Below are 21,394 nucleotides of genomic sequence, written 5' to 3'. Positions count from 1 at the left end.
GCGCGTGGGCTAGCCTCGCGGGGGCTCGCTACAGCGTTTCTCCACTGCGCTGAGCATGCCGCGTAGAATGTTGACTTCCATCTGGTCGGGGCGGGCGCGCAGATAGAGGCGCCGTAGCCGCGCCATCAGGTGGCGCGGCTTGGCCGGGTCGTGGAAGTCGACGTCGATCAGTACCCGCTCGAGATGCTCGAAGAAGCGCTCCAGGTCGGCGTGGCTGGCCGGTGGATTGTCCCAGGCCACGCCGAACGGCTGCTGCTGTTCGGTGATCTCGGGCGCTTCGCCGTGCTCGGCTGCGAGCCAAGCCAAGCGGCACTCGTAGGCCAGTACCTGCACCGCGGCGGCCAGGTTGAGCGAACTGAAATCGGGATTGGAGGGAATATGCACATGGGCGTGGCAGCGCTGCAGCTCGGCGTTGGTCAGGCCGCTATCCTCGCGGCCGAAGACCAGCGCCACCCGGGTGCCCTCGGCGGCCAGCTCACTGGGCAAGCGCTCGCCGAGCTGGCGCGGGGTGAGCATCGGCCACGGCAGGGTGCGCGAGCGGGCGCTGGCGCCCACCACCAGGCTGCAGTCGGCGACCGCTTCCTCCAGGGTCTCGACCCGCTGTGCCGCGGCAAGGATGGTATCGGCGCCGGAGGCGCGCGAAATCGCCTCCGCCGAGCGGTGCTCGCTGCGCGGTGCCACCAGTGCCAGGTCGCCGAGCCCCATGTTCTTCATGGCGCGCGCGGTGCCGCCGAGATTGCCGGGGTGGCTGGTGCCGATCAGCACGATGCGGATGGAGTCGAGCATGGAGAGCCTTGGCGCAGTGCATTAAGGGCGCACAGTCTAGCATGACGGCGGCGCGCTGCGCAGGCCGTAGGCGTCGACGATGGCCCCCGACGGCGCTTTCTGCTAGCATGCGCGGCGTCGCCCGTCAGCCAAGTTCTTAGCGCGGCTCAATCGTGCAACACGTTCTTTAACAGCTACCGACTTCTCAAGGCCCGATCATGCATCCGATGGTCCAATTCGGGTTGCGCGCTGCGCGCAGCGCCGCCGAACAGTTTCTGCGCATTCGTGAGCGTATCGAGAACGCCCACGAAGAACACAATATCGAGCGTTTGCTGGAAGACACCGCTCGCAACGCCGAGACCCTGATCGCCCGTCAGCTGGCGCGGGGCTACCCGCAGCACGGCATCTCTGGCCGCTATACCCCGTACCGCGAAGGCGAGGGTGAAGGCCGCGACATGCACTGGGTCATCGAGCCCTTCCACGGCTACTCCAACCTCAGCGTGGCCAGCGCCGGCTTCGCCCTGTCGCTGGTCTGCCTGGTCAAGGGGCGTCCCGAGCACGCGGTGGTGATCTGTCCGTTCAGCGACGACGAGTTTCTCGCCAGTCGTGGCCGCGGTGCCCAGTACAACGGCAAGCGCATCCGCGTGCCCAAGACCTCGGCCATCGGTGGCGCGCGGATCGCCATGAGCCTGCCCGAGAGCTGGCTGCGGCCGCGCCACCTGCCGGCCTACCTGACGCTGATCCAGCAGCTCGGCCCGCAGATCGAAGTGCAGCGCGCCACCGGCAGCGGCCTGCTGGATATCGTCGAGCTGGCCTCCGGGCGCGCCGATGCCGCCTTCGTGCTGGGCCTCGAGGAGCAGGACAAGCTGGTCGGTACGCTGCTGCTCAAGGAAGCCGGCGCGCTGATGGGCAGCCTCGACGGCCGCCCCAGCGTCGACACCGAAGGCCAGCTGATGGCCGCCAGCCCGCGCCTCTATAAGGCGCTGGTGCAGCAGCTGGCGCCACATTTCTAAGAAAACACTGCACAAATGACAGCACGTTTGCTTGGCAACAAATTGTGCAGCGCTTCCCTAAGTACTCCTGCATGACACGAACGCCCCCGCTGACGCACCGTCGGCGGGGGCGTTTTGCGTTACGGCAGGCTCAACGGCAGTAGTCTGGGCGCTGCTCCTCGATCAGGCGCAGCGCCGCGCGCCAGGCAAGGTCGACGATCTCGCGTTCGCCCTCAGCCGCGAACTGGGCCGCGGTATGCCGCTGCACGGCTTCACTGGGCAGATGCAGCTCGCGGCCGCCGGCCAGGGCCTGCACCTGGGCCTGGCAGGCGCGCTCGAGGAAGTAGATCTCCATGAACGCCTCGGCGACGCTTTCTCCCGCCGCGAGCAGGCCGTGATTGCGCAGAATCATCGCCTTGTGCGGGCCGAGATCGGCCACCAGCCGTTGGCGCTCGGCGACGTCCAGGGCGACGCCTTCATACTCGTGGTAGGCGAGCTTGCCGTGAAACTTCATCGCATGTTGCGTCAGCGGCAGCAGCCCCTCGGCCTGGGCCGAGACCGCCATCCCCGCGGCGGTGTGGGTATGAATCACGCAGGCGAGCTCGGGGCGTGCGGCATGAATCGCCGAGTGGATCACGAAGCCGGCGACGTTGATTCGACCATCGGGATTGAGCGGATCCGCGACCCGGCCTTGATGGTCGATGCGCACCAGGTCCGAGGCGCGCATCTGCTCGAAGGGCACCCCGTAGTGGTTGATCAGGAAGTGCTCTGCCGACCCGGGCACGCGCAGCGTCAGGTGGGTGTCGATCAGATCGGTCATGCGGTAGTAGGCGATCAGGCGGTAGAGTGCGGCAAGCTCGCAGCGTGCCTGCCACTCCTCGCTGCTGCAGCCGCGCGGCGCTTGGGATGATAGTGGTGCCGTCATGGTGCTCCCGGTGAGTTCCAGCGTGAATTAGCCAATGCGACGAGCATTTCGCCAGCTTTCGATCGCCATGCGCGTCAGCAGCAAGAGCAGGACGATGCCGATCAGCAGCGTGGAAATGGCCGCCACCACGGGGTCGACGTTATCACGCAGGCCGCCCCATATCTGGCGTGGCAGGGTGACGACTTCCCAGCTGGTGATGAACAGCGTGACGGCAATCTCCTCCCATGAGAGCACGAAGCAGAGCAGGAAGGTGGTCAGCATCGCCAGACGCAGGTTGGGCAGGATCACCATCCAGGTGGTCTGCCACAGGCTGGCGCCGAGGTTGCGCGAGGCCAGCTCGATGCGCCTGTCGATGCGGCTGATGGCGACCAGCATGTTGATCACGCCGAAGGGCACGATCAACAGCGTGTGCGCCAGAATCACCCCGGGCAGCGAGTCATAGCCGAGCCCGGGGGCGATGCGCGAGATTCGCGTGGTCATGAAATAGAGCACCATCGCCGAGACCACCGGCGGCACGATCAACGGCAGCATGCACAGGCCGATCAGCCAGCGTGTCCAGGCGCCGCTGCGGTACCAGATGGCGATCACGAAGGCGGTGGCCAGCAGCGTCGCCAGCAGCGCTGCGCATACCGCCACCACGCTACTGTGCAGCAGGCTGCCGAGCCACTCGGGAGAGCTCAGCAGCGACGCATAGTGGCGCAACGACCAGTCCCCCTCGGGCATCGAGAGATAGCGCTTGCCGGTAAACGAGACCGGTATGACGGCCATCAGCGGCAGCATCAGAAAGCCCATGGTGACAAGGGCGAGCAGCTTGGCCAGCCAGCCGGCACGATAGATGTTCATGGTTTGGTTTGCCCCTTAGCCGACCAGGCGCTCAACGCGGGAGAAGCGCAGCAGGATCCAGACCAGGCCGGAGACCAGCGCCAGCATCAGCATGCAGATCGCCGCGCCGATGCCCCAGTTGTAGGTCTGGAACATCTGCAGGAAGACGTACTCGGCGGCCATCACGGTCTGCCCGCCGCCGAGGATCGCCGGGATCACGAAGAACCCCAGGCAGAACACGAACACCATGATGAAGGCGCCGAGCAGGCCGGGTAGCGTCTGTGGCAGGAAGATCGACACGAACACCCGCCACCGCGAAGCCCCCAGACCGCGCGCTGCCAGCAGCACGCGGTCATCGATCTGGCGCATCGACGAGACCAGCGGAAAGAAGGCGAAGGGCACCATGAAGTGGACCATGGCGATCACCACGCCGAGGGAGTTACGGGTCAGGGCCAGCGGCGAATCGATCACCCCCAGCGCCTCCAGCCAGCCATTGACCAGCCCGTTGCTGCGCAGCGCAATCAGCCAGCCGAAGGTGCGCACCAGCACCGAGATCCAGAACGGCAGGAACACGCAGAGTTCTACCCAGCGGCGCCAGCCGGGAGAGCTGTAGAGCCAGCAGTAGGCCATCAGGAATGCCAGCAGCAGGGCGAGCACGCCGACCGTGGCGCACAGGTAGAGCGTACGCCACAGCACGGCATGGATGGAGCCGTCGGTTGCCAGCCGCGCATAGTTGGCCATCCCTGGCTCTGGCAGGGTGACGCTCCACACGGCGATGCCGGCGAACGGCAGTACGTAGCAGAGCAGCAGCACGGCCGGCAGCGGCCACAGCAGCAGGCGGTGCTGCCAACGCTCGGAGATTCTCGCCATGCTCGCTCTCCTCAGGGGGCGCTCAAGCCCCGGTGCGGGTCAGAAAGTCGTCGAGCACGCTGCCGTAGTGATCGGCATACCACTCGATATCCAGCTTGAACTGCTTGGCGAGATTCTCCTCGGAGCCGCAGTTGAGCTCGACGAGCTCCTCGGGAATCAGATCCGCCGCCGCAGGATTGGAAGGGCCGTTGCCGAGCAGCTCGAGGAGTTCCACCTGCCCCTCGGGCTCGAGGGCGTGGTCGATAAAGCGCATGGTCGACTCGGCCCCGGCCGGGTTGTCGTTGAGTACCGCCCAGCTGCTGGGGGTGACGCAGGCGTTGTCGTAGTGCCAGCCGACCCGGCCCTCGGTATCGCGCTCGAGGACGATGGCACGGGTATTCCAGATCTGGCCCATGCTCACCTCGCCATCCAGGAACAGCTGCTGGCTCTCGGCGCCGGAGCCCCAGTAGGCGAGGATATGCGGACGCAATTCGTCCAGCTTGTCCATGGCACGGGCGATATCCAGCGGGTAGAGGTCTGCGACAGCCACGCCGTCGGCCAGCAGGGCGGCCTCGAGTACGCCGTTCATCCACTTGTACATGGTGCGCTTGCCGGGGAAGCGCTCGACGTCCCAGAAGTCGGCCCAGGTGCGCGGTGTCTCCTCGAAGCGCTGCTTGTCCCAGGCGATGACATAGCTATAGAGGTAGCTGGCCACGCCGTAGTCGGTGGCGAACTCCTCGTTGACCTTGGCGCGCTCGATGATCGAGTAGTCGAGCGGGCGCATCATGCCCTCGCGCCCCAGGGTCAGCGAGGTGAAGGGCTCGGCATCCACCACATCCCAGCTCGGGCGGCCCGAGGCGATCTGGGCGCGAATGGCGCCTTCGGTGGGGCCGCTGCCATCGATTCGCACCGCGATCCCGGTTTCGCGGCTGAACTGCTCGGTCCAGGCCCGGCGGTAGGCATCGATGGCGTCGCCGCCCCAGTTGACGAGTACGATCGGGCGCTCCTGGGCCCAGCCGATACCGCTGCGCATGGCCAGCGGCAGCGCCGCCAGCATGCCGGCGGCCTTGAGGAAGCTGCGCCGGTCGATCTGGCCGCGGCGGGCCTTTTCAACCAGCAGTTCGATACAGTCTTGCTGATGGGACTGATGCATGGCTATGGATCCTTGTTGGTGTTGTGACAAGCCGACATCGGCGGTGATGATGCGCGTGTTACGGGGCGTCGCTCAGGCCTCCAGCACGATGCCCTCATCGATCCCCCAGTGCAGCCACAGCCGCTCGCCCAGCGGCAGCGCGGCGGCGGGGTGGGTCATGGCGATGCTGGTGGTCAGCACGCTGTGGTCTGTGCTGGCAAGCCTTAGGTCGAGGCTATGGCCCTGGTAGGTACGCTCGGTGAGGGTCACTTCCAGCCAGTTGCGTGCACCGGCGGCGTCGCGTTCAAGCGCGACCTCGAGCTGTTCGGGGCGAATCCCGATCAGCAGCGCGTCGTGGGAGAAATGGCGCTCGCCCAGCGCCGACAGCGGCGCCGCGCCGAAGCGGCCCGTCACGCGGCGGCCGTTGCGCTGCACGTCGCTCAGTGGCAGCAGGTTCATGCGCCCCAGGAACTCGGCGACAAAGCGGTCGTGGGGGGAGGTGTAGAGCCGCTCCGGCGTATCGAGCTGGGCGATACGGCCCTGATTGAAGATGGCGATGCGCGAAGAGAGGGCCAGCGCCTCGCCCTGATCGTGGGTGACAAACACGAAGGTGGTGCCCATCTCGCGGTGGATACGCTTGAGCTCGTCCTGGAGCTGGCCGCGCAGGTTCTTGTCCAGCGCCGAGAAGGGCTCGTCGAGTAGCAGCATCTCGGGCTCGAAGACCAGCGCCCGGGCCAGGGCGACCCGCTGCTGCTGGCCGCCCGATAGCGCGCTGGGCTTCTTCCTGGCGTGCTCGGTCAGCCCTACCGTTTCCAGCATGCGGGCCACGCGCTGGCGGCGCGTGGTGCGGTCCATGCCGCGAATGCGTAGCGGAAACTCGACGTTCTCGGCCACGCTCATATGCGGAAAGAGCGCATAGCCCTGAAAGACCATGCCGTAGTTGCGCTTCTCCGCGGGGCGCAGCGTGATGTCCTGGCCAGCGGACTTGAGCCGCCCGGCACTCGGCGTGACGAAGCCGGCGAGAATCATCAGCAGGGTGGTCTTGCCCGAGCCCGAGGGGCCGAGCAGGGTCAGGAATTCGCCGCGGCGAATATCGATGAAGATATCATCCAGCGCCAGGAAGCTGCCGTAGCGCTGCTGGATCCCCTCTACGCTGAGCTGCACGTCGCCCGGATGGGGCAGCGCCGTGACCGGGGGCACATCGCGCAGCGGCGAGGGAGAGCTTGTCATTGTGGTACCTGGCGGTCGTCGGAGGGTGTCGATCATCGTTTCACCTGCAAGGCGCGTACCATCTTGGCGTTCGCGCTCGTAGACGCTGGCCGGGGGCCTGTCGCAGAGGCGCTGTCGGAATAGTCGGTAGCAGGACTGCCAGGATGGTGCTCCTCCAGCTGCCAGCCGGGGGCGGTGATCTCGCCGCGGCCATTGCACAGCGCAAGCGGATGCTGCTCGCGCCAGGGCAGGGTCGACAGCTGTATCACGAAGGCCTCGCCGGGGGCGGCGCGCACCGCGCAGGAGATCTCGCAGTCGAGCAGCTGGTGTGCGGTGGCCGTGCCCTCAGTGAGCAGTGTCGCCAAGGGCCGCGGTGGCGGCTCCACCGGGCGACGCGCGATCAGCATGGCGTAGCCATCGATGACCAGCAGCCGGGCGCGGCTGTCATCGCGTCGCCACACCTGGATGCTGGGAGCGGGCGGCGTCAGCCGATGCCACTCCTCCTCGTAGGCCCCGGAGGGGGCGCGCTCGATCACCACTGAACCGTGCGCTTCGAGGTCACCCGGTTCGGGGAAATCGACCACCGGCTGGTAGCCCCATTCGCGCTGCCAGGTGGCTTGATGGTCGGGGCAGTGGCAGCGCCCGGTGGCACCCTGCTGGTGCGCCAGCGCCAGGTCGGCGGAGGGAGAAGCACCAAGTTGGCTCACCTGCGGGCGCGAGGCCGCGATACGCAGGTCGCCGTAGTGGCTCAGGCCCTGAAACCAGAACACTCGCGTGCTGGTGTCGCGCCTTCCATCGGCGTGGTCGATGCGTACTCGCTGCCAGACACCGCGCAGCCAATCGGGAACCGTGGCGCTCATCCTGGCGACCCCTGGGGCGGCTGGCGGTGGGCATTGGTGGCGTCTAGCCGTCCAACCAGATGCTCGCCTGCCACCGTATCGGGATAGTGTGGCGGCTCACTGTCGCTCGAGCAGTTGGGCAGGCAACTGACCACGGTGTGGTAGTTACAGCCGCAGAAGAACGGCATCGAGTAGCGCTCGCGCTGCGAGCGGTTGAATACCCGGTGCACCGTCGAGGCGAAGCGGTCGTTGGTCCAGCGCGCCATCATGTCGCCGATATTGACCACGAAGGTACCCGCGATGGGCGGTACCGCGATCCACTCGCCCTTGGCATTGCGCGCCTCCAGTCCCCCGGCGTCGTCCTGGGCCAGCAGGGTCAGGCACTCGTAGTCGCTGTGGGCACCGATGCCGACCCGCGGCTCGCCCTCGTGGGCCGGATAGCGGATCAGGTTGAGCTGCGCCATGGGCTTATCGATCTTGTCATCGAAGAAACGCTCATCGATGCCGATGGCCAGGGCGAAGAGGCGAAACAGCTCCCGCGAGAGGCCGAACATCTGCTGGTAGTAGGCATAGACGTCTTGGCGAAAGCCGGGCAGGTCGCGTGGCCAGGTATTGGGGCCATACATGATGATGCCGTTCTGAAAGTCGGGATCGTCCGCCGGCAGTTCGAGCCCCACCTTGAAGACTTCCTTGCTGTCGGCGGCGTAGGGGTCGAGGGTCTCCTCGCCGATGCCCAGGTAGCCGCGGTGGTTGGGCAGCTTGCTGATATGGATCTCCTGCTTGTGCTCAAGCGGCAGGGCGAAGAAGCGCCGCGAGGCGGCCCAGGCGGCGGCGATGGTGTCGTCGGCGATGCCGTGGTTGGCGACGTAGAAGAAACCGACCTGTTCGCAAGCCTGGCCGATCTCGTCGGCGACCGCCTGGCGGCTCTCGGCCGTGGCCTCGGGGCCGAGCACCGCGGCCAAGTCGATCACCGGCACGTGAGAGAAGGCGCGCCCCTTGTCGCGGGCCAGTCGATCGGGATTGCGTGGTCGGCGGGTGGCGGCGGTGTCGGGTGCCTTCATCACAGAGTCCTCGGGAAAGTGGCGCAGGTGGCGTGGAGCCGCTTTCAGATTGGCAACAATGTGTTGATAATAAAATTCATATTTTTTGTCCCGACATGTGAGAAAAATTGCCATGAGGAGACCCTTGCCACCGCTCAATGCCCTGCGTGCCTTCGAGGCCGTGGCGCGGCTGCAAAGCGTCAAGCAGGCGGCCGAGGAGCTGCACGTCACCCATGGCGCGGTGAGCCATCACATCAAGTCGCTGGAAGAGGCGCTGGGCGTCAGCCTGTTTCATCGTGATCGACGCCAGCTGCGGCTGAATCAGGCGGGACTGGTCTACTCGCGACAGGTCCGCGAGGCGCTGCGGCTGCTGGCCGAGAGCACCCTCAAGCTGGGTCTGCCGTCGGTGGAGGGGCGCTTGCATGTCGCCTGCCCGCCGACCCTGGCGACCAAGTGGCTGGCGCATCAGCTACGCGACTTCCGCGCCGCCTTTCCCGACATCGACCTCAGCGTGGTGCCGCGCAACCTCGATGACGAGGAGGTGGCCACCGCCGACTACGACCTGGCGGTGGTCTACGGCGACGGCGAGTGGGAGCGCAAGCACGTCAGGCTGCTGGCCAATTTCGACATGACGCCGGTGTGCCATCCACGCTTCTTCGCCGCCAGCGATCAGCCTCGCCAGGTGAGCGAATTGCGCGGCGGCTGGCTGCTGCATGAGGACGGTGGGGGCAACTGGAAGCGCTGGCTGGCCTCGGCGGGGGCCGATATCCGCGACCTGGGCCATGGTACCCACCTGTGGGGCGCCCACCTGACGCTGGAGGCGGCGGCGGCAGGGTTCGGCGTGGCCCTGGGGGATCGCATCGTCTGTGCCCAGGACTTTGCGCGGGGCAACCTGGTGAGGCTGTTCGACGCTGAAGTGCCAGCCCCCCAGGCCTACTACCTGGTGTGTGCGGCCCATCGTGTCGATGAACCGCGCATCCTGCTGTTCTGTGACTGGATACAGGCGCGCATCGAGCGCACGCTGCGATCTAATCGCTAGTAGCTGGCCTCCAATACAACAAGGCCCCACCAAATGGCAGGGCCTTGAGAACTGCGCAGGGTGGTGCGCTGCCGCTAGGGCAGCTGCTCCTCGCCCTCTTCCTCCGGGTCTTCCTTCTTGGCCGGGATCAGGTCCTGGCGCTGCAGCTTGACCAGCAGCAGCAGGGCGGCGGCCACGTAGATGGACGAGAAGGTACCCGCCACCACGCCGATGATCAGGGCGATGGAGAAGTAGTGGATCATGTCGCCGCCGAGCAGCAGCAGCGCGATCAGCACCAGCAAGGTGGTACCAGACGTCGCCAGCGTGCGCGACAGGGTCATGTTGATCGCTTCGTTGAAGATCGCCGGCATATCGTCGATTCGCGACTTGCGTATCGTTTCGCGGATCCGGTCGTAGACCACGATGGTATCGTTCAACGAGTAGCCGATCACCGCCAGCAGCGCGGCCAGCACGGTGAGGTCGAAGTCGAGCTGGAACAGCGAGAACACCCCGACCACGATGATCACGTCGTGGATCAGCGCCAGCAGCGCGCCGATGGCGAACTTGTACTGGAAGCGGAAGGCCACGTAGAGCATCACGATACCGAGTGCCACCAGCATGCCCATGCCGCTCTGGTCGCGCAGCTGCTCGCCGACCTGGGCACCGACGAACTCGGCGCGGATCAGCTCGACCTCGGCGCCGTCGCCGCGCAGCAGGCTGACCACCTGCTGGCCGACGTCGGGGTCGAAGTCCTGCTGCAGGCGGATCAGGATCTCGTTGGAGGCGCCGAAGGTCTGCACCGAAACGTCGCGGAAGCCTTCGCCCTCCAGCGCCTGGCGCACCGTATCCAGCGCCGGGGCCGTGGCATAGCGCACCTCGACCAGCGTGCCGCCGGTGAAGTCGAGGCCCAGGTTGAGCTGCTGCACCACCAGCGAGCCGATCGACACCAGCAGCAGAATCGCTGAGACGATGAAGGCCAGGCGGCGCTTGCCCATGAAATCGAACTGTCGCATCGCGAGGCTCCTCATATCCAGATCTTCTTCACCGGCTTGCCGCCGTAGGTCAGGTTGACCATGGCACGGGTGACCAGCAGGGCGGTGAACATCGACGTCAGGATGCCCAGTGACAGGGTCACGGCGAAGCCCTTGACCGGCCCGGTGCCGATCGAGAACAGGATCACCGCCACCAGCAGGGTGGTGATATTGGCGTCGATGATCGAGGTGAAGGCGCGCTCATAGCCGGCATGGATGGCCTGCTGTACCGACAGCCCGCCGCGCAACTCTTCGCGTATTCGCTCGAATATCAAGACGTTGGCGTCTACCGCCATGCCCAGTGTCAGCACCATGCCGGCGATGCCGGGCAGCGTCAGGGTGGCGCCGAGCATCGACATCGCCGCTACCAGCAGCGTCAGGTTGATGGTCAGGGCGATATTGGCGATCACCCCGAACACCTTGTAGCGCACCAGCATGAACAGCACCACCAGCGCCAGGCCGACCATGATAGAGGTCACGCCGCGGTCGATGTTGTCCTGGCCGAGGCTTGGCCCGATGGTGCGTTCCTGGACGAAGTAGATCGGCGCGGCCAGCGAGCCGGAGCGCAGCAGCAGGGCCAGGTCGGCGGCTTCGGTGGGCGAGTCGAGCCCGGTGATGCGGAAGCTGTTGCCCAGCGCGCTCTGGATGGTCGCCAGGCTGATCAGGCCGCGCTCGGTGTAGGGCTCGCGCACCTCCACCTCTTCGCCATCCTCGATCACCGTGGTGGTGCGGGTGTTGTGCTCGATGAACAGCACCGCCATGTTGCGGCCGATGTTGGTGCGCGTGGCGCGGTTCATCAGCGTGCCGCCGGTGCCGTCGAGGTTGATATTGACCTGCGGGCGGCCGTTCTCGTCGAAGCTGCGACTGGCGTTGGAGACGCTGTCGCCGGTGATGATCACGTCGCGCATCAGGTCGGCGGTGCGTGACTCATCGTTGCGGAAGCTGAACGTCTCGATCTCGTTGTCCGGCGTATCGGAACGCGCCTCGAGGCGGAACTCGAGGTTGGCGGTGGCGCCCACCACGCGCTTGGCAGCGGCGGTGTCCTGCACGCCGGGCAGCTCGACCACGATGCGATCCGGCCCCTGGCGCTGCACCATCGGCTCGGCCACGCCGAGTTCGTCGACGCGGTTGCGCAGGGTGGTCAGGTTCTGGTTGACCGCATAGTCCTGCAGCTCGTTGACCGCCTGGTCGGTCATGGTCATCACCAGGCTGGCGCCGCGGCCGTCGCCCTGGTTGCTGTAGTCGAAGTCGGGGAACTCGCGGCTGATCAGGGTGCGCGCGCGGTCGCGATCTTCATCGTTGATGAAGGTCAGCGTCAGGTCACGGCCGTCGATCTCGGTATTGCGGTAGCGGATGCGCTCGCCGCGCAGCATCTCGCGCATGGCGCTGGCGTTGACCTCGAGGCGCTGCTCCACGGCGGCGTCCATGTCGACCTCGAGCAGGAAGTGCACCCCACCGCGCAGGTCGAGGCCGAGGGTCATCGGCGAGGCGGCCAGGTTCGACAGCCACTGGGGTGTGGACTCGGCGAGATTGAGGGCGATGACGTAGTCGTCGCCATCGATGATCTCGCCGATCAATTCGCGGGCGGCGTGCTGGTCATCGGCCTCGGCCAGGCGGATCAGCACGGCGTCATCGGTAATGTCGGTGGCGCTGACGCGGATGCCGGCCTCATCGAGGGCGGACTGGATCTGCTCCAGCTGCTGCTCGCTGATCGGGGCCTCGCTGCGGGCGCTGCTGATCTGTACGGCGGGGTCCGCCTGGAACAGATTGGGCAGCGAGTAGATCAGGCCCACGACGAGTACGAGAAGTATGAGCAGATACTTCCACAGGGGATATCGGTTGAGCATGCAGGCCCTGCCTTGTAGCTGACTGACGGCGACGCTGACGCAGTGACGTGGCGTTTACCAGAAGGGTTCGGCGCTTGGACAGACGCCGTGCCCTGGGGTTCGCCAGGGCACGGCAGGCTGTCACTGCACCGCAAATCAGATGGACTTGAGGGTGCCCTTGGGCAGCACGGCGGCCACGGCGTTCTTCTGCACGTTGATCTCGGTGCCTTCGGCGACTTCCATGGTGAAGAACTCGCTGTCGTCGCTGACCTTGGTGATGCGACCCAGTACGCCGCCGCCGATCACCACTTCATCACCCTTGGAGAGGCTCGAGACCAGCTGCTTGTGCTGCTTGGCTCGCTTGGCCTGCGGGCGCCACAGCAGGAAGTAGAAGATGGCCACGAAACCGACCAGCATGATGATCTGGGCCATACCGCCACCGGCGGCGCCGCCTTCGGCATAGGCCGGCGAGATGAAGAAGTCCAGCATGAGACGTTATCTCCTGAGAAACGAAAGGTTACGGCAAGGGTCAGCGCGCCGCGTCACTGCTCGGGGGCCGGAGGCACGGGCAGGCCGCGTCGCGCATAGAACATTTCCACGAAGTTCGCCAATGTACCCGCTTCGATAGCCCCGCGCAAACCGGCCATCAGTCGCTGGTAGTGGCGCAGGTTGTGGATGGTATTGAGCATCGAGCCGAGCATCTCGCCGCAGCGGTCGAGATGGTGCAGGTAGCCGCGCGAGAAGTGCTGGCAGGTATAACAGTCGCAGTCGGCCTCCAGCGGGCTGGTGTCGTGGCGGTGCTTGGCGTTGCGAATCTTGACCGTGCCCTCGGCGGTGAACAGGTGGCCGTTGCGGGCGTTGCGGGTCGGCATCACGCAGTCGAACATGTCGACGCCGCGGCGTACCCCCTCGACCAGGTCCTCGGGCTTGCCCACGCCCATCAGGTAGCGCGGCTTGTCGTCGGGCATCCAGTTGGGCAGGTAGTCGAGGACCTTGATCATCTCCTCCTTGGGCTCGCCCACCGACAGGCCACCGATGGCCAGGCCGTCGAAGCCGATCTCGAGCAGGCCCTTGAGCGAGGCCTCGCGCAGCGCCGGGTACATGCCGCCCTGGATGATGCCGAACAGCGCCGAGGGCGAGTCGCCGTGGGCGTCGCGGGAGCGTTGCGCCCAGCGCAGCGAGCGCTGCATGGAGACCTCGGCCTCCTGCTCGGTAGCCGGATAGGGGGTGCACTCGTCGAAGATCATCACCACATCGGAGCCCAGCGAGCGCTGCACCGCCATCGACTCTTCGGGGCCCATGAACACCTTGGCGCCGTCCACCGGCGAGCGGAAGTGCACGCCCTGTTCGGTGATCTTGCGCATCTCGCCCAGCGAGAAGACCTGGAAACCGCCTGAGTCGGTGAGGATTGGCTTGTGCCACTGGGAAAAGTCGTGCAGGTCGCCGTGGCCCTCGATCACCTCGGTGCCGGGGCGCAGCCACAGGTGGAAGGTGTTGCCGAGGATGATCTCGGCGCCGATCTCCTCCACCGAGGCCGGGGTCATGCCCTTGACGGTGCCGTAGGTGCCTACCGGCATGAAGGCCGGCGTCTCCACCGTGCCACGCGGGAAGGTCAGGCGGCCGCGGCGGGCGCGCCCGTCACTGGCCAGCTGCTCGAAGCTCATGAAGCATTGGTTACGCATGGAAATCTCGTTTTCTCACTGAGCGGCTTGGCGACTCAAGGCGTCTTGCGCGTCAACAGCATGGCATCGCCGTAGCTGAAAAAGGCGTAGCGCTCGGCCACCGCCTCGCGGTAGGCCGCCATCATGGTGTCATAGCCGGTAAAGGACGATACCAGCATCAGCAGCGTCGACTCCGGCAGGTGGAAGTTGGTGATCAGGGCGTCGACGCACAGCCACTCATAGCCGGGGTAGATGAAGATATCGGTCTCGCCGCGATAGGGAGCGATCTCGCCGCTGCCGCTCTTCTGGCACGCCGACTCCAGGCAGCGCACGCTGGTGGTGCCCACCGCGATCACCCGCCGGCCCGCGGCGCGGGCCGCCTGCACCTTGGCGCAGGCGGCCTCGTCGACCTCGATCCACTCGCTGTGCATATGGTGGTCGCGGATATCGTCGGCGCGCACCGGCTGGAAGGTGCCGGCGCCGACGTGCAGGGTCACGAAGGCGCTCTCCACGCCCTTGTCGGCCAGTGCCTCGAGCAGCGGCTCATCGAAGTGCAGCCCCGCGGTGGGTGCGGCCACCGCGCCATCGCGACGGGCATAGACGGTCTGGTAGCGCTCACGGTCGGCGAGCTCATCCTCGCGGGTGATATACGGCGGCAGCGGCATATGGCCGTGGCGCTCGAGCAGCGTGATCATCGGCGTCTCGCCGAGGAAGCGCAGCTCGAACAGCGCCTCGCGGCGGCCCTCGACCACCGCGCGCACGTCGCCCTCGAAGATCAGCTCGGTGCCCGGCTTGGGAGACTTGCTGGCGCGGATGTGGGCCAGGCCGCGGTGAGCGTCCAGCGGGCGCTCCAGCAGCATCTCCACCTTGCCGCCGCTGGCCTTGTGGCCGTGCAGGCGCGCCGGAATCACCCGGGTGTCGTTGAATACCAGCAGGTCGCCGGGCTCGAGCAGCTCGAGCAGGTCGGGAAAGCGGCGGTGGCTGAGCGCCCCGCTGGCACCGTCGACGCACAGCAGACGACAGTCGCTGCGCTGCTCGGAAGGATAGCGAGCGATCAGCTCCTCGGGGAGGTCGTAATGGAAATCGGCACGCAGCATGAAGGCCATGACTCGCAGTGATAGTGGCATCGATACCTTGCCCACAGCCGCCGACTCGACCGCCTGGACAAGCGGCACAGGATACCCGTTTCACCGCGCAAAGTCAGGCCGCCCGATTGACCTGCCAAGCGGCCCACGTATAATGCATCGCGCGTTGCCGGCGTGGCGGAATTGGTAGACGCAGCGGATTCAAAATCCGCCGGGTGCAAGCCCTTGTCGGTTCGAGTCCGACCGCCGGTACCATTTGAAAAACAGTCGCTTACGACCGGCTGTTTGTGTTTCTACCCTCCCTATTTCTAGTGTGTGGTCGCAGTTTGGTCGCAGAAGGCCCCGCTCAAGCTCGGCAGGCGGGAGCCGATATCGTCCAGTCCCGCATCGAACATGTGCGAGTAGCGGCTGGTGACGATCAGGCTGGAATGCCCCAGCAGATCGCGCACCGTGGTCATGCTCTCACCGGCTTGGGCCAGCATGCTGGCATAGCTGTGACGCAGGTCGTGAAAGCGTAGATCGGGCCGCCCAACGGCCTGGCGGGCATGTTCCCACACCGTTCGCAGTCGAGAGTAGGTCGTAGCGAACGGCAGATCCTCCAGCCATGCCCGTGCGTCCTCTGGTACCGGCACCACCCGGGCCTTGCCGCTCTTCGTCTGGTCTGGTCGCAGCAGAATGCGACCACCTTGGACGTTCTGAGGGTCCAGAGCCAGCAGCTCACCCTGACGTAGCCCGGTGAGTGCTGCCAGGGCGATCACCCGCTTCTCGACAATCGATTGATCGGGGATGGCGTGCAGCAGCTGACTCACCTGCTCGATGGTCAGGTACACATGCCGTTCGTTCTTTGGCATCTTCTTGCGGATCTTGTCGCCCACGGGGCGATCTAGCCATCCCCATTCCCGATAGGCAAGGTTCAGCACCCGTTTGACCACCTGCAGATGATTGTTGATGGTGCTCTGCGCGCGCCCCTGCTTGCGAAGGTCTCGGGCCATCTCGCGAGCCTTGTCGACGCTGTCCATTCCGAGTAGTACCCGGTCGCCCATGTAGCGAGCCACTGGGCGAATGGCCTTCGCCTGACTGGCCACGTCGTACTCGTCGATCCATCTTTCGAGCCCCTCGATAAAGGTGCGCCGCGGTTGGCGCCCCATGGCCTCTCCCTGGAAAGCTGCTTCGTTCAGCTCTGCCTGACGCTTCGCTGCATACTCCCGCGCCTGGCGCTCCCCTTCTCGATTCCCTGCAAACGTTCGTTGATATCGGTGACCGTGGTACGTTTCCGTGACCACCCAACGGTTCCTCTTTTCCCTGTATCTGACTGTGATTCCCATGTTTCGCGTTCCTCAGGCTGAGGGCCGCGCTTGCAGCTCTCAGCGTACCTCTCAACGGCGCTTTGCTCAAAGCGCACTGCTGTGCCTATTTGGACGAAGCCGATGCGGTGCTTGTTGCCGTAGACCCAGCTCAGGCTCATTCCTAGCCTTGCAGCCACTTGTTCTGGTCGGAGTAATGCTTTGTTCATGATCTCGACTCTAGTTTCTCAGTTTGAGAAATCATGACGAGGCGTAGGGATTGATTGAATTGTTGAGCTTTTTTTTGCTTCTACAAAACAAGCAGGGCATTGACCTGGTTTTTTGTGTGTGATATAGAGGCCTTGGTCAAGGAGTAGCACGACATGCCTTAGAATAATTGCAGCATTATTTTTATAGAGCTGCACCTGATGTAATCAGCTTCGATTTCATCTGTGGCAAGATATTCCCCTAACCGTGGGGAATATCAGCGTTAGATTTTCATAGGTTTATGGTAGAAGGGGGTGAGCATTTCATTTACAATATGGGATTATTCTGTGGCTCTTCTAATGCTGTGTCTTGTACTTTTACAAAGGAGGGTAAAATGGTTTCATTGGATATTGTTACGGCCTTGATGGAGAAGTGTATACAACTTAGAAAGGTTCTTAGAGATAGGAGGTTGGCTCATAATGGTATTAGTAGTGACCCCCCGTTATATGAGATTAGAGATAATATCGTTTCGGGAAATATCAACCCGAAAGATTATTGGAAAATTGTGGAGTTCGAGGTGCTTGATGAAAAGATGAAGTTGAGAGAAGAGATGCGCTACCATAGGCGTGCTTCACTGACTCAAGTGGTCTATTTTGGATCCCTTTATCATGAGCATTATGATCTATGGTCAGAAAGAGGTGAAAGGGATTATAATAAGAGACGAATGATTGAGTTGACTGTTGAGATGGGTGAAACTTTGGGCTGGGGTTTCTATCATTGGGCATTTGCCGAAGATTTTTTTGGAAGAATTGCTCAATTTGAATCTAAGCGAGCCAAGATGGGAGGTGAAGCAAAATCCTCTAAAAGAAATGAAGAGAAAACATTGTTGAAGTGTCTGGTGAAGTCACAGTTGGAACACCACCCCCAGAGAAAAAAGGGGTGGTCAAATATGTATGACACAGCCGAAATTATCGGAAAGAAAATTGAAGAAATTGCGGAGGAGCAAAATTTTCCCATTTCAAAAAAAGGAGATGATCTTCAGCATGAGGTTATTATATTGATAGATGAAAATAAAGATGTGGCTAGCATCTATAAAAACAACTCTCGTTCCCGTGGCGGGTGAGTATAGTGGCTGGTGATGTTTGTGAATATAAGATCGGCATATGTATAGGGGACAGTTGCTAATGTGCAAGGAGGCAGGCGTGACTCCTACTCACCCTACGATTGAGCCGTGGTGAGCTATATTAAACTCCCAGCTGGAAAAGCCTTGCCGCCCTGGGTGGGCGACAAGTTAAAGCGAGAATCAGAGAGTGCTCAGGTCTGGCGGCCCTTGCCAAGGCATCAAGTCGATGTAACGTGTTCGGTTGTGATTAAACACCCATACCTGCTGTCGAGCTATCAGCACGTCCAGAGCGTTTTTGAGGCGCTTTTTATCACGCAGCGGACGTGGGGCTCTTTGGCGCGCATCGTTGTAGCGCATGACACGCCAGTTGAACTGCCGGAGTTCATTAAACCATTCTGATAGGCGATAGGCATCTTGTTCTTCCTGGGGAGGTGGCATGAACACCTGCCGGAAATGGCCGGAGAAGTAGAGACAAATGTCCATTCCCATCAGTACTGTCTCGGGGATTATCCCCCCCTCGTAGCCTTCAAAAATATGTATCAAGGCCGCTACGCGAGCCACATTTTCTGCAAGCTTCGAACCATGATCGGGGCACTCCTCGAAATACCCGCCTGGCCCCATTTGTTGCTCGATTTCATTGGCCACCTGTATCCAACAGGCTGCCCCCTGCTGTGTAAATTCCAGCACTTCTCGCGGCGTGTCCGGCGACTGGACCAAAATCAGGTTCTCCTGCGTCAAGGTGGCAAGCCGTGACTCAGCCTCCTTCCAGGCCTCCTGTTCTTGAGGAGTGTGCAGCGAGTAGAAACGCTGACCACGAAATGATGGCGGTGCGCAGACGATGAAGCGGGCGAGCATGCCAGAACCTCTTGCCTGCTGACCCTGGGTTTCCATGTACTTTTGCAGGATGCCGGGCTGCACCATCAGCAGCAGCATCAGGCGGGCATCGTCCAGCACGATATCTTCCTTGGTGGCCCTTGTGATGAGCGCGCTGCCGCCACTCCACAGGGTGCTGATGTGGCCGCGTGCCCGGTTCATGGCGCCCTTGAAAAAGATCTCCGCCTCGTCAGTGGCCAGAGCGGCGGTTGGAATCGCTTTTTCCATTCCCAGAAAGAGTGCTTCCGGTGAGGTGTCCTGATAGATCAGCCGGAACTCGCGGGGAGGCTCGGGCTTACGCTGATGCAGTTCTTGCAGCAATCGACGTTCATGCTCCGCTATACCACCTTTGGTCTGCTTTCGGTAGATCGCCTGGGTCAATACCTTCACCTCGGTGCGCCACTCCTCCAGCTCTCCCAGATAGGCATCCAGCCGTTTACGCCACTCCCGGCGCTGTTTGCGCTGCTCCTCGTGAATGGGATGCGTCACTTTTTCGATAAGGATGGATTTGCCCTCACCAGAGCCTGCCACGCCCAGCACGTTGAGTGAGGGGGGCTTGCTCGCGCCATAGGGCATCTTCACGTCGTAGCGGCCCTGAGCCACTATGCCGACCCCCCCCAGCAGGGTCAGGAAGGTGAGATCAATCGGCACCTGACAGTTGCGGCTCAGCTCATTACTGGATCGCCATAATAAAGTAGGTTCGATGCGCAGGGGGTTGAAGCTGCCGGGGGCAGGCAGTACCGGCTGGAAGGGATAGCTCATTGTCACTCTCCTGTGGGGGTTGAAATTGCCATCAGGCCTATTCGTCTGGCAGTGAAGAGAGTGACACCCCTAGTAATGAATGGGATTAGCAATGCTTATTTGACGAGAACCTGAAAAGCATAGCTGTTGACATAAGGGGGGGAATGCTATCCATAAACCATCGTGCTGCGAGCATGAGCTCTGACGATGTGGTTATTCCTGCTATTGGTAGCCAAAATCACCGGTTTTCAAGTGACATCTGGGGCACACGCCGCGTGGCTGTGGGAAACCTGGCAGGGGGTGGTTGAAAAATACACTAGAATGTTTGGTTATATACATGTCTCTATGCAGTCCTATTGGATGGAGTTGCCTGGCCTGTCATTCTGTTTACCCTGAAGTCCGGCACTGTCGCCGACCGTCGAAAGGGGACGGTGAACACGCGACATAACGCAGGTGATGAGCCGATCTGAGCTCAGTGGGACCTGCCAGATGGCTCAAGGATGAGGTCACTTAAATGTGAAGCCTACCGGCGGCTGCTATCGTGGCAGCGTATGCCCTGAGCAATCGGCTTAGAGTAGGCCTTGCACAGGTAGCTGGCGGCGTAGAACACCTGGGCAAAGGTCGCCGCGCCATCGCGGTGCAAGCAGTACACGTAGGGTTGCTGGGTCAGCTTGTCTGTGGCGACATGAACCCTCCCTGCCATGGCATGGTGGGGCCAGTTGATGGCCCAGCTCCAGGCCCGGACGCAGCGGTGATAGAGATTGTCCAGTTCGTATCCCCCGCCGAATGAGGGAGAGAAACAGCCCAGCGAGCAAAAGGCGTCGTAGTTGAGCAGCAGCATCAGGTGGTAGTGAGGCTTGGGGCTAGCGTCTTGCTCACGGGCCCACAGATAGCGGATCTCGGTGTGGTACTTGGTGCCTGCTGCATCTAGCTCCTTTCGCAGCGCGTAGAAGAAACGGCTCAGACAGGCATTGTCGGCGTGTATCGGACCTATCGGCATGGCCTGGGGGAAGCGCAGGTCAAGGCGAAACGCCAAGGTGCGGTTCTGCTGGGAAGTGGTGTGCTGGAGTACCCGCAAGGTGGTCTCTAGGTAGTTCTCGATCAGCGGGCCAAGTTCATGCTGCTGAGCCGGTAGTCCTTTGTACCAACTGTCGTAGTAGAAGCGCAGCTTGGGATTGTCGGGATGGCGCTTGGGGCCTGTCATGATCATGGGTCTCTCCTGGCTCAGTATGCATTTCACACGCGCACACGGCTATCCGCCGTAAAGCGGTGGCTATAGGGTGGTCATGGGTGGGGTGTGGGTCTGTCATCACTGGCCCCCTCGATAGGGGCCGCATGGCGATCAAGGGACAACAACGCTCATGTGCAGCGCTATGGGGCGCTAGTCAGTAGGGGCTTGTGTGGGGCGCCTCTGGTAACGCGATGCTCTGTGTTGGACTGATTGTGATGGTCGCGTTTGCCATCATGTCGTTGTGATTACTCCTGTCGGTACCGTAATGTGCATGGTCTGTTTGCCATGCCTTTCCCTATGGTGATGTCTTCCTTCCCTATAATGATCTCCACTGATCTCTTCCTAAGGAGGGTCGGAGGCTATGGTAGGCCTCCTCCCTATGGGGGGTATCTCTCTTTCTCCTCTACCCTGTTATTACTATTGGGTATGGTTTAGCTGACGCATATTACTATTACCGTCACAATACCGATCCTGATGGTGGCATCAGCCTTGTTCGAGGCACGATGATTATCGGGGGTATATGTTGAGGAGGTTCTCTCGGAGTTCGAAAAAATAATTCCATTTAATCAGAGAGATAATGAGAAAGCCGTCAAGCTCAAAGCATTGTGTATGCCAGTAAACTTTTATTGAGATCTATATCACCCCTGTGATCCTAGATTCATAGAATAACCGCAGCACTTTGGACCACCCGGTAGAAGCAGGAGGGCCAGCGCCGGTACCCTCCCTGCTTTACCGACCAAAG

At 62.7% G+C, this 21,394-nt stretch carries 19 protein-coding genes, 1 tRNA gene and 1 pseudogene; 4 read left to right on the top strand and 17 right to left on the bottom strand.

Annotated elements, in window-relative coordinates; all coding sequences use genetic code 11:
• Nucleotides 1–9: 9 nt before the first annotated feature.
• Nucleotides 10–786 (bottom strand): tRNA (cytosine(32)/uridine(32)-2'-O)-methyltransferase TrmJ, encoded by a 777-nt coding sequence (gene trmJ, locus QC821_RS07575; protein ID WP_309719170.1) that lies wholly within the window; start codon nt 784–786, stop codon nt 10–12.
• 197 nt (nt 787–983) lie between these two features.
• Between trmJ and QC821_RS07570 the strand changes: the two genes are divergently transcribed.
• Complete coding sequence (locus QC821_RS07570; protein WP_095622262.1) at nt 984–1,778, top strand: inositol monophosphatase family protein; 795 nt, start codon at nt 984–986, stop codon at nt 1,776–1,778.
• 130 nt (nt 1,779–1,908) lie between these two features.
• Here QC821_RS07570 and QC821_RS07565 read toward each other — a convergent pair whose 3' ends face one another.
• From QC821_RS07565 to QC821_RS07535, 7 genes are all read right to left on the bottom strand, one after another.
• Nucleotides 1,909–2,682 (bottom strand): class II aldolase/adducin family protein, encoded by a 774-nt coding sequence (locus tag QC821_RS07565; RefSeq protein WP_309719164.1) that lies wholly within the window; start codon nt 2,680–2,682, stop codon nt 1,909–1,911.
• Between the two features lie 27 nt (nt 2,683–2,709).
• The gene (locus tag QC821_RS07560) at nt 2,710–3,525 is read right to left on the bottom strand and encodes an ABC transporter permease (RefSeq protein ID WP_309719161.1); all 816 of its coding nucleotides are present in this window, start codon (nt 3,523–3,525) and stop codon (nt 2,710–2,712) included.
• Nucleotides 3,526–3,540: 15 nt separating this feature from the next.
• Entirely contained in the window at nt 3,541–4,374 is an 834-nt protein-coding gene (locus tag QC821_RS07555; RefSeq protein ID WP_309719158.1) for an ABC transporter permease, read from the bottom strand.
• Between the two features lie 22 nt (nt 4,375–4,396).
• Entirely contained in the window at nt 4,397–5,506 is a 1,110-nt protein-coding gene (locus QC821_RS07550; RefSeq protein ID WP_309719156.1) for an ABC transporter substrate-binding protein, read from the bottom strand.
• Nucleotides 5,507–5,578: 72 nt separating this feature from the next.
• Nucleotides 5,579–6,715 (bottom strand): ABC transporter ATP-binding protein, encoded by a 1,137-nt coding sequence (locus tag QC821_RS07545; protein WP_309719153.1) that lies wholly within the window; start codon nt 6,713–6,715, stop codon nt 5,579–5,581.
• A 32-nt stretch (nt 6,716–6,747) separates the two neighbouring features.
• A complete protein-coding gene (locus QC821_RS07540; protein WP_309719150.1) occupies nt 6,748–7,554 on the bottom strand; it encodes a hypothetical protein in 807 nt (268 codons plus the stop codon).
• Complete coding sequence (locus tag QC821_RS07535; protein WP_309719147.1) at nt 7,551–8,594, bottom strand: isopenicillin N synthase family dioxygenase; 1,044 nt, start codon at nt 8,592–8,594, stop codon at nt 7,551–7,553. Before QC821_RS07535 ends, QC821_RS07540 begins: the two co-directional genes overlap by 4 nt.
• A 124-nt stretch (nt 8,595–8,718) precedes the next feature.
• Between QC821_RS07535 and QC821_RS07530 the strand changes: the two genes are divergently transcribed.
• On the top strand, nt 8,719–9,612 hold the full coding sequence (locus QC821_RS07530; protein WP_309719144.1) for a LysR substrate-binding domain-containing protein: 894 nt from the start codon (nt 8,719–8,721) through the stop codon (nt 9,610–9,612).
• A 74-nt stretch (nt 9,613–9,686) separates the two neighbouring features.
• Here QC821_RS07530 and secF read toward each other — a convergent pair whose 3' ends face one another.
• From secF to queA, 5 genes are all read right to left on the bottom strand, one after another.
• Complete coding sequence (gene secF / locus QC821_RS07525) at nt 9,687–10,604, bottom strand: protein translocase subunit SecF (protein ID WP_422720097.1); 918 nt, start codon at nt 10,602–10,604, stop codon at nt 9,687–9,689.
• Between the two features lie 11 nt (nt 10,605–10,615).
• The gene (secD, locus tag QC821_RS07520; RefSeq protein ID WP_309719139.1) at nt 10,616–12,469 is read right to left on the bottom strand and encodes a protein translocase subunit SecD; all 1,854 of its coding nucleotides are present in this window, start codon (nt 12,467–12,469) and stop codon (nt 10,616–10,618) included.
• Nucleotides 12,470–12,604: 135 nt separating this feature from the next.
• Nucleotides 12,605–12,937: a preprotein translocase subunit YajC gene (yajC, locus tag QC821_RS07515; RefSeq protein WP_076749173.1), complete on the bottom strand. Its 333-nt coding sequence runs from the start codon at nt 12,935–12,937 to the stop codon at nt 12,605–12,607.
• Between the two features lie 53 nt (nt 12,938–12,990).
• Nucleotides 12,991–14,112, bottom strand: a complete 1,122-nt coding sequence (gene tgt, locus QC821_RS07510; RefSeq protein ID WP_309719924.1) for a tRNA guanosine(34) transglycosylase Tgt — start codon at nt 14,110–14,112, stop codon at nt 12,991–12,993.
• Nucleotides 14,113–14,165: 53 nt separating this feature from the next.
• Nucleotides 14,166–15,206: a tRNA preQ1(34) S-adenosylmethionine ribosyltransferase-isomerase QueA gene (gene queA, locus QC821_RS07505; protein ID WP_309719922.1), complete on the bottom strand. Its 1,041-nt coding sequence runs from the start codon at nt 15,204–15,206 to the stop codon at nt 14,166–14,168.
• A gap of 156 nt (nt 15,207–15,362) precedes the next feature.
• Here queA and QC821_RS07500 point away from each other — a divergent pair.
• A tRNA-Leu gene (locus QC821_RS07500) sits at nt 15,363–15,449 on the top strand.
• Nucleotides 15,450–15,502: 53 nt separating this feature from the next.
• Here QC821_RS07500 and QC821_RS07495 read toward each other — a convergent pair.
• Both QC821_RS07495 and QC821_RS21740 read right to left on the bottom strand, forming a co-directional pair.
• The gene (locus QC821_RS07495; RefSeq protein ID WP_309719136.1) at nt 15,503–16,519 is read right to left on the bottom strand and encodes a tyrosine-type recombinase/integrase; all 1,017 of its coding nucleotides are present in this window, start codon (nt 16,517–16,519) and stop codon (nt 15,503–15,505) included.
• A gap of 44 nt (nt 16,520–16,563) precedes the next feature.
• Nucleotides 16,564–16,707 (bottom strand): annotated as a pseudogene (locus tag QC821_RS21740) (helix-turn-helix domain-containing protein); the annotation flags it as partial.
• 371 nt (nt 16,708–17,078) lie between these two features.
• Between QC821_RS21740 and QC821_RS07490 the strand changes: the two are divergent.
• Nucleotides 17,079–17,807, top strand: coding sequence for a hypothetical protein (locus tag QC821_RS07490; protein ID WP_309719134.1), 729 nt, complete (start codon nt 17,079–17,081; stop codon nt 17,805–17,807).
• A 180-nt stretch (nt 17,808–17,987) separates the two neighbouring features.
• On the opposite strand, the gene QC821_RS07485 is transcribed toward QC821_RS07490, so the two are convergent.
• Complete coding sequence (locus tag QC821_RS07485) at nt 17,988–19,442, bottom strand: YfjI family protein (protein ID WP_309719132.1); 1,455 nt, start codon at nt 19,440–19,442, stop codon at nt 17,988–17,990.
• 502 nt (nt 19,443–19,944) lie between these two features.
• Nucleotides 19,945–20,631: a YagK/YfjJ domain-containing protein gene (locus QC821_RS07480; protein ID WP_309719129.1), complete on the bottom strand. Its 687-nt coding sequence runs from the start codon at nt 20,629–20,631 to the stop codon at nt 19,945–19,947.
• Nucleotides 20,632–21,394: the final 763 nt, after the last annotated feature.

It is taken from the genome of Franzmannia qiaohouensis, from assembly GCF_031451695.1.
GTDB lineage: Bacteria > Pseudomonadota > Gammaproteobacteria > Pseudomonadales > Halomonadaceae > Franzmannia > Franzmannia qiaohouensis.
Note: the sequence above shows the minus strand (reverse complement) of the source record. Positions and strands in the feature narration are given on the sequence as shown.